Here is a 9,734-nt window from a genome sequence, read left to right as displayed (position 1 = left end):
TGACGAAGCTGGACCGTCCGGAACTGACGTCGGCGAAGATCATCGTCTCGGGCGGCCGCGGTCTGGGCAACGGCGAGAACTACACGAAGGTGCTCGAACCGCTGGCCGACAAGCTGAACGCGGCGCTGGGTGCCTCGCGCGCCGCCGTGGATGCGGGCTTCGTGCCGAACGACTACCAGGTCGGCCAGACCGGCAAGATCGTCGCGCCGCAACTGTACGTGGCCGTGGGCATCTCGGGCGCGATCCAGCATCTGGCCGGCATGAAGGACTCGAAGGTCATCGTCGCGATCAACAAGGATCCGGAAGCGCCGATTTTCAGCGTCGCCGATTATGGTCTGGTGGGGGATCTGTTCACGCTCGTGCCGGAACTGGTTAGCGAGCTCGGCTAATCGCCGCAGCGCCACAGCGCCGGGAACAAGGCGTCTGGCCGCACACGAAGGGCGCGGGACCGATCAAGTCCGGCGCCCTTTTTTTATCTAGACAGGAGGAGAACCAGAATGGCCTACACCGCGCCCATCAAGGACATGCTGTTCGTGATGAAAGAACTGGCCGGTCTCGAAAGCATTGCGACACTACCGGGCTTCGAGGACGCGAACCTCGACACGGCTCAGGCCGTGCTCGACGAGTCGGCGAAACTGTGCGGTGAAGTGCTGGCGCCGCTGAACGTCGAGGGCGATCGTAACCCGAGCAGCTGGAAGGATGGCGTCGTCACCGCGACGCCGGGGTTTAGGGAAGCCTTCCGCCAGTTCGCCGAAGGCGGCTGGCAAGGCGTGCAGCATCCGCTCGACTATGAAGGTCAGGGATTGCCGAAGCTGATCGCCACGCCCTGCGTCGAGATGCTCAACGCGTCGAACCTGTCTTTCGCGTTGTGTCCGCTGCTGACCGATGGCGCGATCGAAGCGTTGCTCACCGCCGGCACCGAAGCGCAAAAACAGACCTATGTGCCGAAGCTGATTTCCGGTGAATGGACCGGCACGATGAACCTGACCGAGCCGCAGGCCGGCTCCGATCTTGCGCTGGTGCGCACGCGCGCCGAGCCGCAGGGCGACGGTTCGTTCAAGCTGTTCGGCACGAAGATTTTCATCACGTGGGGGGAGCACGACATGGCGAAGAACATCGCCCATCTCGTGCTGGCGCGCACGCCGGATGCGCCCGAAGGCGTGAAGGGCATTTCGCTGTTCATCGTGCCGAAGTTTCTCGTCAATGAAGACGGCTCGCTCGGCGAGCGCAACGACGTGCATTGCGTGTCGATCGAGCACAAGCTCGGCATCAAGGCGAGCCCGACCGCGGTGCTGCAGTTCGGTGATCACGGCGGTGCGATCGGTCACCTGATCGGCGAGGAAAATCGCGGGCTCGAATACATGTTCATCATGATGAATGCGGCGCGTTTCGCGGTGGGTATGCAGGGTGTCGGCATATCGGACCGCGCGTATCAGAAGGCCGTCGCGTACGCGAAGGACCGCGTGCAAAGCCGCCCGGTGGACGGCTCCGCGAAACAGTCGGTCGCGATCATCCAGCACCCGGACGTGCGCCGTATGCTCGCGACGATGCGCGGCCTCACCGAAGCGTCGCGCGCGCTGGCTTATGTCGCCGCGTCGCATTGCGACATCGCGCATCGTCATCCGGACGACGCAACGCGTGCCGCGCATCAGGCGCTCTACGAATTCCTCGTGCCGATCGTGAAGGGCTGGAGCACCGAACTGTCGATCGACGTGACGAGCCTCGGCGTGCAGGTGCATGGCGGCATGGGCTTCATCGAAGAAACCGGCGCCGCGCAGTACTATCGTGACGCGCGCATTCTGCCGATCTACGAAGGCACGACCGCGATCCAGGCCAATGATCTGATCGGCCGCAAGACCGTACGTGATGGCGGCAAGGTGGCCAAGTCGCTGCTCGCGGACATCGCCGCAACGATTGACGCGCTCGGCGCGAAGCAGGGCCCGGCGTTCGACTCGATGAAGCGGTATCTGGCGCAGGGCCATCGTTCGCTGAGTGCGGCAGTCGATTTCGTGCTGGCGAATACGCAGAGCGATCCGAACGCGGTGTTCGCCGGCAGCGTGCCGTATCTGAAGCTCGCGGGTATCGTGCTGGGCGGCTGGCAGATGGCGCGCGCGCTGCTCGTGGCGGCCGACAGACGCGACGAAGATCCGGCGTTCTACGGCGCTAAGATCGCGACCGCGCAGTTCTATGCGGAGCACGTGCTGCCGCAGGCAGCGGCGCTCGAAGCGTCGATTGTCAGTGCGAAGGGTGGGGAGAGCGTGCTGGCTTTGTCGGACGATCAGTTCTGACGCCACACTTGTGGCCGGATGCGTCGGCCTGAAAAAAACAAACGGCGCCTCGTGAGGCGCCGTTTGTTTTTATTGCAGCGGTGCGCGCGCGATGTTCGATCGGCGCGACCGCTTGCCGGGCGTCAGGCATAAGCCGGCCGATGCGCGCCGCCGGTCTCGCCGAGATAGCGGTGTACCGACAGATCGTCCGCCTTGATGGCGGGCTGTTTGCCCGACATCACGTCGGCCAGCAACTGGCCCGAACCGCACGACATGGTCCAGCCCAGCGTGCCGTGACCGGTGTTCAGGAACAGGTTCGCCACCGGCGTGCGACCGACGATCGGCGTGCCGTCCGGCGTCATCGGACGCAATCCGGTCCAGAACGTGGCCTTCGACGTGTCGCCGCCGCCCGGGAACAGGTCGTTCACGCACAGTTCCAGCGTGGCACGGCGCGCCTCGCGCAAAGACTTGTCGAAGCCGACGATCTCCGCCATCCCGCCGACGCGAATCCGGTTGTCGAAACGCGTGATCGCGATCTTGTAGGTCTCATCGAGCACGGTGGACACCGGCGCGGCCGCTTCGTCGACGATCGGCGCGGTGATCGAATAGCCTTTGAGCGGGTACACCGGAATCTTTACGAGGCCCGCGAGGAACCGGGTCGAATACGAACCCAGCGCGACCACGAACGAATCCGCGCGCACCAGTTCGCCGCCGCATTGCACGCCTGCGACCCGGTCGCCCGCCATCGCCAGCGCGTCGATCGGCGTGTTGTAGCGGAATTGGACGCCCAGTTGCCCGGCCAGCGCGGCGAGGCGCGTGGTGAACATCTGGCAGTCGCCGGTTTCGTCGCCCGGCAGGCGCAGGCCGCCGGTCAGTTTGTGCGAAACCGCGGCGAGCGCCGGCTCGGCTTGCGCGAGCTCTGCCGCCGACAGCAGTTCATACGGCACGTTGGCTTCCTGCAGCACGGCGATGTCTTTCGCGGCGCCGTCGAATTGCTGCTGCGTGCGGAACACCTGCAGCGTGCCGCCAGTGCGGCCTTCGTACTGGATGCCGGTATCGGCGCGCAGTGCCTGCAGGCAGTCGCGGCTGTATTCGGCGAGGCGGACCATGCGGCCCTTGTTCACCGCATAGCGCGCCGACGTGCAGTTCTGCAGCATTTGCCACAACCATTGCAACTGGAATTGCGTGCCGTCGAGACGGATCGCGAGCGGCGCGTGCTTCTGGAACATCCACTTGACGGCCTTCAGCGGCACGCCGGGCGCCGCCCACGGCGACGCGTAGCCGGGCGAGATCTGCCCGGCATTGGCAAAACTGGTTTCGAGCGCCGGGCCGGCCTCGCGGTCGATCACGGTCACTTCATGACCGGCACGCGCCAGGTAATACGCGGTCGTCACCCCGACGACGCCACTGCCCAAAACGACGACTCGCATAGCTGCTCCTGGGATACTTGCAAAAAGGTTGGAGGGCGTGCGCTCGTCGATTGGTTCGGTTTCATTCGATTCACGAGGTATAACGCGGAGCGCCCAGTGTTAACCGCTATACTATTAACAGTCAGGCAGGTTTTGTTATTGTATTTTCAGGATTTCCAGCAAAAACATCATGCGTACACAGCGCCAGCCCGTCCGGTCCCTCGACAAACTCGATCACAAGATCCTGCGGCTGCTTCAGCAGGATGGCCGGATGGCTATGAAGGACCTGTCCGAGCAGGTTGGGCTGTCGGTGACGCCGTGCATCGAGCGGGTCAAACGGATGGAGCGCGACGGCGTGATCACCGGCTACCACGCGCGCGTGAATCCCGCCGAACTGGGCGCGGCGCTGCTGGTGTTCGTCGAGATCACGCTCGATCACAAAAGCGGCAACATGTTCGACCAGTTCCGACGCGAAGTGCAGAAGATACCCGAGGTGCTCGAGTGCCATCTCGTGTCGGGCGACTTCGACTATCTGATCAAGGCGCGCATCGGCGAAATGGCCGACTACCGCAAGCTGCTCGGGGACATCCTGCTGCAACTGCCGGGCGCGGTGCAGTCAAAGAGCTATGTGGTGATGGAAGAGATCAAGGAAACGCTGACGATCGCGGTAGGAGATTAGCCAGCCGCCTTGTCACGAATACTCGCTCGACAAAAGGCGTAAACACTGTATATTTATACAGGTGTTGTGCGCCGTTTTCTGTTTTGCGTGACCCTTGGCCGTGGCTAACTCCGATACCCCTTCCGCTCGCGAATTTCCGATCGCACCGCCCGCGCCTCGCAAGGGGCGTGGGGCGGTGACGAACCTGCAAGGCCGTTACGAAGTCGACCAGCGCGAAGCGGTGGACGACGGCTGGCAGCCGGCCGAGGGCGAAGAAGGCGACGAGCCCAAAGTCTTGCGCACGCAGGTCTTCGAGGAGCACGCCAAGTCCATTCTCACGCGCAACGCGTCGCCGGATATTCCGTTCGGTGTGTCGCTCAATCCCTATCGTGGTTGCGAACACGGCTGTATTTATTGCTTCGCGCGGCCTACGCATAGTTATCTGGGGTTCTCGCCGGGGCTCGACTTCGAAAGCCGGATCTACGCGAAGATCAATGCGCCTGAGTTGCTCGAACGGGAACTGTCGAAGAGGTCCTATGTACCCGAACCAATTGCATTGGGCGTCAACACGGACGCGTGGCAGCCCGCCGAGCGCGACTTGCGCGTCACGCGCAGAGTGATCGAGGTGCTCAGCGAACGCCACCACCCGTTTGCGGCCATCACCAAATCGTCGCTGATCGAGCGCGATATCGATCTGCTCGCGCCCATGGCCGCGCGCGGGCAATTCATGGCGGCCATTACGATCACCACGCTGGACGCGGATATCGCGCGCACGCTCGAGCCGCGCGCGGCGACGCCCTCGCGCCGGTTGCGCACTATCCGCACGCTGAGCGAAGCGGGCATCCCTGTCGGCGTGAGCATCGCGCCGGTGATCCCGTTCGTCACCGAGCCGGATATGGAGCGCGTGCTAGAGGCTTGCGCCGAGGCCGGTGCGAGCAACGCGAGCTACATCGTATTGCGTCTGCCGTGGGAAGTGGCGCCGCTGTTCAAGGACTGGCTGGCCGCGCATTTTCCCGACCGCGCAGACCGCGTGATGAGCCGCGTGCGCGATATGCGCGGCGGCAAGGACTATGACTCGTCCTTTGCCGCGCGAATGAAGGGGGAGGGCTTATGGGCGGATCTGCTCAAGCAGCGATTTCACAACGCCGTGCGCCGTTTGGGCTTGAACCGGCGCGACCGCGGCATTCTCGACATGTCGCACTTCCGCCGCATCGAGCCGGCGCTGGCGCGGGCCGAAGAGCCGGTGCGCGACAATCCGCAGCTGAGGCTCTTTTAGCGCGGCGCGCGCCCGGTCATTGCGAGATCGCTTTGGCCGCTTCCACCTGACTTTCGAAGTAAGTCTGGAACGAAATGGCAAGGCCGGTCATCAGCAGGAACGCGCCGATCAGCAGTGAAAAGATTACGATGAACACCACGGTCCAGCCGGAGCGGCTCTTGCGTTGCGTCTGCGCGTTGAACTGCGCGTCCCATTTTTCGTCCGGACGCAGCCCGTAGACGATTGCGGCGAGAAACGCAGCCAGCAGCGAAACGGCGCCGAGAAAGGCCAGGACCCAGCCGAGGATCGAAGCCCGCTCGCTCGCCACGAGCAGCATGACGCCGGGAATGCCGATCAGCGTACCGAGTAGATGGGCCCAGCCGAAAATGTCACGTTTGCCGTACAGATAGAAGCGGTGGGCGCCGAGGCTGCCCAGCAGGAACGCCAGCGCGGCGGTAATCGTCTTGGATCTGAAGCGCGGGGAAGTCGAGACAAGGGTGGACATGTAGGCGTGGACAGAGTGACAGGCGCTCGAGAGGAGCGGCGCGCCGTTGGGCGCGGACCGACGCGCATTCTACGCCCGCCGCGGACCGGGGGTCATGTGGCGGCAGGTGGATGGCTATAAGGATCGCGGTGTGAATTGGCGCGAGTTGTCGGGCAGCCGGACGCTTTGGCGGCGCGCGGCTGCTTTTTACCGGAGAAGGGAGCGGGCGGTGCCTCGGCTAGGGAAAGCAGCTTCGCGGCGAGCGCCGCCGCGCTACGGCGCTGCATACGTCACGCGATAGATTGCGCCTGCGTAATCGTCGCTGATCAGCAGGGAACCGTCGGGCAAGGGCAAAACGTCGGCGGGACGGCCCCAAACGGCTTCACCGGGCTGCAGCCAGCCTTCGGCAAAGACTCGCTGCCGCGCGTGGCTGCCGTCCGGATCGGCCATCACCCGCACGACGCGGTAACCGGCCTTTTTGCTGCGATTCCATGAGCCATGCTCGGCAATGAAGACATTGTTCCGGTAGGCGGGCGGAAACATCGAGCCGGTGTAAAAGCGCATGCCGAGCGCGGCGACGTGCGCACCCAGTTTGGCCACCGGCGGTGTAAATGCGTTGCATGGATGGCCCTTGCCGAATTCCGGGTCGAGCGTGTCGCCGCCATGGCAATACGGGAAGCCGAAATCCATGCCGGCGCGCGGCGCGCGGTTGAGCTCGTCGTCCGGCACGTCGTCGCCTAGCAGGTCCCGACCGTTGTCGGTGAACCACAGTTCGTGCGTCACCGGATGCCACGCGAACCCGACCGAATTGCGCACGCCGCGCGCCATGACTTCATAGTGGCTGCCGTCCGGGTTCATACGGCCGATCATCGCGAAGCGGTCGCGGTCTTTCTGGCAGACGTTGCAGGGCGCGCCTTGCGGCACGTACAGCTTGCCGTCCGGGCCGAAGGCGATGAATTTCCAGCCATGATGTGTTTCGGTGGGCAGCGTGTCGATCACGACGGCGGGCTTCGGCGGATTGTTCAGATGCGCGTCGATCGCATCGAAACGCAAGATCTTCGACACCGCCGACACGTACAGCGCGCCGTCGTGCCACGCCACGCCCGCCGGCGATTCGAGGCCGGAAGCGATAACCTGGCGGCCTGTCACTCGGCCGTTTTGCAACTCGAGCGCATAGACGTGCCCGTCGAGGCTGCCTATATAGAGAATGCCCTCCGGCGAGAGCGCCATCGCGCGCGCGCTCGGCACGTCGTCCGACAGCACCTCGATGTGGAAGCCGGGCGGTAATTTGATACGCTCGACCGGCGGCGCCGCAGCTGCCGACAGCGCCTGGCCGGCGAGCAATCCAGCCGCTGCATGGCGCAGAACCCGACTTCGCAACGCGCGTGTGAGACCGGCAAACCACACGAAAACGAGAAAACGAACGGGCAAAAACGCTGTCGGCGGCAGGAGTTTCACGGGCTCTCCGTCAGGTAATTCGGGCGTTTGGGCGTGATTCGAGGGTTCCGTCCGGATGGCCGATGCAACCCCGTCGCTCAGTTTATCCCGGTAAGTGTTTGTTATGGCGTCGGTTTCCCGCTATAATCGCGTGTTTCAGTCGTTCCGAACCCCGGTTTTCAAGGATTCTAGTATGGTCATCATCCGCTTGGCTCGTGGCGGCTCCAAGAAGCGCCCGTTCTACAACATCGTCGCAACCGATTCGCGTAGCCGTCGTGACGGCCGCTTCATCGAGCGCGTTGGTTTCTACAACCCGGTCGCTACGAAGGGTGAATCCCTGCGTATCGCTCAGGATCGCCTGACGTACTGGCAAGGTGTTGGCGCGCAACTGTCGCCGACCGTCGAGCGTCTCGTGAAAGAAGCGCAAAAGGCGCAGCCGGCTGCTTAATGGTAGCCCGCATGCGTATCGTCGTCGGTTCGGCCGGCGGCTCGCGCAGCTTGCGTGAGCAGTCCGATGCGCGAGTTGTTTTACTGAAGCAGACGTCGAAGCCGGCAGCGAGGTGTTCTTATGTCTGAACGTGATTCCGGCAGTTCGGCGCGCGTGAAGGCAAAAGCGGCAGCTCCGCGCGCGAAGACGTCTGATCAGGCGCCGTTCGGTGCATTCGTCCGCAAGCCGGTCGAACGAGCCGAAGGCAAGGCGCAAGCCAATGTTGCAAAAGCTGGCTCCGCTGCAGCAGAAATGCGCGCGGAAACGGTGGAAAGCTGGCCGGCCGATGCGGTCGAGGTCGGCGCAATCGTCGACGCTTACGGCCTCCAAGGCTGGGTCAAGGTAGCCGCGCATGCGGATGCCGGGCATGGCGGCGACGCGTTGCTAAGCGCGAAGCGCTGGTGGCTGTTGAAAGGCCACGAGCGCCGGTCGGCGCCGTCATTGCAGGCGAAAACGCATAGCGACAGTGTGGTTGCCCATCTGGGTGGCGTCACCGATCGCGATGTGGCGCTGGCACTGCGCGGCTCGCGCGTCTATGTCAGTCGCAGCGAATTTCCGGCCCTCGGCGCCGACGAATTCTACTGGGTCGACCTGCTCGGCTTGGAGGTGGTGAACGTTGCCGGGGTCAATCTCGGCAAGGTTGCAGACATGATCGACAACGGTGCGCACTCGGTAATGCGCATCGAATACCCGGCTACTGACAAAAACGGCAAGCCGGTCGCAGGCCAGCGTTTGATCCCGTTCGTCGGCGTCTTTGTCAAAACGGTGGACCAGACGGCGAAGCAGATCATCGTCGACTGGGAAGCCGATTACTAAAATCATTCGCTGAATGGAGAGAGCGATGCAGTTCGATGTCGTGACGCTCTTTCCAGAAATGTTCCGCGCGCTGACCGACTGGGGTATCACCAGTCGTGCCGCGAAGCAGGAGCGCTATGGGTTGCGTACGTGGAATCCGCGTGATTTCACGACTGACAACTACCGCACAATCGACGATCGCCCCTACGGCGGCGGTCCCGGCATGGTGATGCTGGCGAAGCCGCTGGAAGACGCGATCGGCGCCGCGAAAGCGGCGCAGGCGGAGCAAGGCATCGGCGCATCGCGTGTCGTGATGATGTCGCCGCAAGGCGCCACCTTGAATCACGACCGTGTCATGCGGTTCGCCGCCGAGCCCGGTCTGATCCTGTTGTGCGGGCGTTACGAAGCGATCGATCAACGTTTGCTCGACCGTGTCGTCGACGAGGAAGTCAGTCTTGGCGACTTCGTGCTGTCGGGTGGCGAATTGCCCGCGATGGCGTTGATGGACGCGGTCGTGCGACAGTTGCCCGGCGTGCTGAACGACTCGCAATCGGCGGTGCAGGACAGCTTCGTCGACGTGCTGCTGGATTGTCCGCACTACACGCGTCCCGAGGAATACAACGGTGTGCGTGTGCCCGATGTGCTGCTCGGCGGCCATCATGCGGAAATCGAAGCGTGGCGTCGGCGTGAAGCGTTGCGCAATACGTTGAACAAGCGGCCCGATCTGATCGTGAAGGCCAGAAAAAACAAGATGTTGAGCCGTGCCGACGAGGCATGGCTTGCAAGTCTCGCGAAGGAAGAGTCGAAGGCGTAAAGCCGGCGGCCTTTCGAGCGGACACCAGGCGGCGCCGCACATGCGTGTACGGCGCCAGATGTGAACCCATCCTCTATCGGGGCCGTAGCCGAGCATTTTCCGCGAGGCAGGTACGAACGCCGACAAGA

Annotated in this window: 10 protein-coding genes; 7 read left to right on the top strand and 3 right to left on the bottom strand. The window is 63.5% G+C overall.

Going from position 1 to position 9,734, the window contains the following annotated elements; genetic code table 11:
* On the top strand, window positions 1-389 hold a 389-nt coding region (locus HV770_RS21320), incomplete at its 5' end, for an electron transfer flavoprotein subunit alpha/FixB family protein (protein WP_217468630.1).
* Window positions 390-497: 108 nt separating this feature from the next.
* A complete protein-coding gene (locus HV770_RS21315) occupies window positions 498-2,288 on the top strand; it encodes an acyl-CoA dehydrogenase (RefSeq protein WP_175162708.1) in 1,791 nt (596 codons plus the stop codon).
* Between the two features lie 122 nt (window positions 2,289-2,410).
* Here HV770_RS21315 and HV770_RS21310 read toward each other — a convergent pair whose 3' ends face one another.
* The gene (locus HV770_RS21310; RefSeq protein ID WP_175162707.1) at window positions 2,411-3,697 is read right to left on the bottom strand and encodes a D-amino acid dehydrogenase; all 1,287 of its coding nucleotides are present in this window, start codon (window positions 3,695-3,697) and stop codon (window positions 2,411-2,413) included.
* A 169-nt stretch (window positions 3,698-3,866) separates the two neighbouring features.
* Between HV770_RS21310 and HV770_RS21305 the strand changes: the two genes are divergently transcribed.
* Together HV770_RS21305 and HV770_RS21300 are read left to right on the top strand one after the other, a co-directional pair.
* Complete coding sequence (locus HV770_RS21305; RefSeq protein WP_175162706.1) at window positions 3,867-4,355, top strand: Lrp/AsnC ligand binding domain-containing protein; 489 nt, start codon at window positions 3,867-3,869, stop codon at window positions 4,353-4,355.
* Between the two features lie 100 nt (window positions 4,356-4,455).
* Entirely contained in the window at window positions 4,456-5,610 is a 1,155-nt protein-coding gene (locus HV770_RS21300) for a PA0069 family radical SAM protein (RefSeq protein ID WP_175162705.1), read from the top strand.
* A gap of 16 nt (window positions 5,611-5,626) precedes the next feature.
* Here HV770_RS21300 and HV770_RS21295 read toward each other — a convergent pair whose 3' ends face one another.
* Together HV770_RS21295 and HV770_RS21290 are read right to left on the bottom strand one after the other, a co-directional pair.
* Window positions 5,627-6,094 carry an NINE protein gene (locus tag HV770_RS21295; RefSeq protein ID WP_121315366.1) on the bottom strand — a complete coding sequence of 156 codons (468 nt, stop codon included), beginning with the start codon at window positions 6,092-6,094 and terminating at the stop codon, window positions 5,627-5,629.
* Window positions 6,095-6,346: 252 nt separating this feature from the next.
* A complete protein-coding gene (locus tag HV770_RS21290; RefSeq protein WP_175162704.1) occupies window positions 6,347-7,531 on the bottom strand; it encodes a PQQ-dependent sugar dehydrogenase in 1,185 nt (394 codons plus the stop codon).
* A gap of 172 nt (window positions 7,532-7,703) precedes the next feature.
* On the opposite strand from HV770_RS21290, the gene rpsP reads away from it, so the two are divergent.
* From rpsP to trmD, 3 genes are all read left to right on the top strand, one after another.
* Window positions 7,704-7,958 carry a 30S ribosomal protein S16 gene (gene rpsP / locus HV770_RS21285; RefSeq protein ID WP_013090118.1) on the top strand — a complete coding sequence of 85 codons (255 nt, stop codon included), beginning with the start codon at window positions 7,704-7,706 and terminating at the stop codon, window positions 7,956-7,958.
* A 120-nt stretch (window positions 7,959-8,078) separates the two neighbouring features.
* Entirely contained in the window at window positions 8,079-8,813 is a 735-nt protein-coding gene (gene rimM / locus HV770_RS21280; RefSeq protein ID WP_175162703.1) for a ribosome maturation factor RimM, read from the top strand.
* Window positions 8,814-8,838: 25 nt separating this feature from the next.
* The gene (gene trmD / locus HV770_RS21275; RefSeq protein ID WP_175162702.1) at window positions 8,839-9,606 is read left to right on the top strand and encodes a tRNA (guanosine(37)-N1)-methyltransferase TrmD; all 768 of its coding nucleotides are present in this window, start codon (window positions 8,839-8,841) and stop codon (window positions 9,604-9,606) included.
* Window positions 9,607-9,734 lie beyond the last annotated feature (128 nt).

The organism is Paraburkholderia fynbosensis (assembly GCF_902859935.1).
Lineage (GTDB): Bacteria > Pseudomonadota > Gammaproteobacteria > Burkholderiales > Burkholderiaceae > Paraburkholderia > Paraburkholderia fynbosensis.
The sequence above is the reverse complement of the archived record's forward strand: the minus strand, read 5'-3'. Positions and strand labels throughout refer to the sequence as shown.

Bases quoted from the DNA above. Each gene is read 5' to 3' on its own strand.
- trmD (WP_175162702.1), top strand. From the start codon at position 8,839: ATGCAGTTCGATGTCGTGACGCTCTTTCCAGAAATGTTCCGCGCGCTG.
- HV770_RS21315 (WP_175162708.1), top strand. From the start codon at position 498: ATGGCCTACACCGCGCCCATCAAGGACATGCTGTTCGTGATGAAAGAA.
- rpsP (WP_013090118.1), top strand. From the start codon at position 7,704: ATGGTCATCATCCGCTTGGCTCGTGGCGGCTCCAAGAAGCGCCCGTTC.
- HV770_RS21305 (WP_175162706.1), top strand. From the start codon at position 3,867: ATGCGTACACAGCGCCAGCCCGTCCGGTCCCTCGACAAACTCGATCAC.
- HV770_RS21310 (WP_175162707.1), bottom strand. From the start codon at position 3,697: ATGCGAGTCGTCGTTTTGGGCAGTGGCGTCGTCGGGGTGACGACCGCG.
- rimM (WP_175162703.1), top strand. From the start codon at position 8,079: ATGTCTGAACGTGATTCCGGCAGTTCGGCGCGCGTGAAGGCAAAAGCG.
- HV770_RS21295 (WP_121315366.1), bottom strand. From the start codon at position 6,094: ATGTCCACCCTTGTCTCGACTTCCCCGCGCTTCAGATCCAAGACGATT.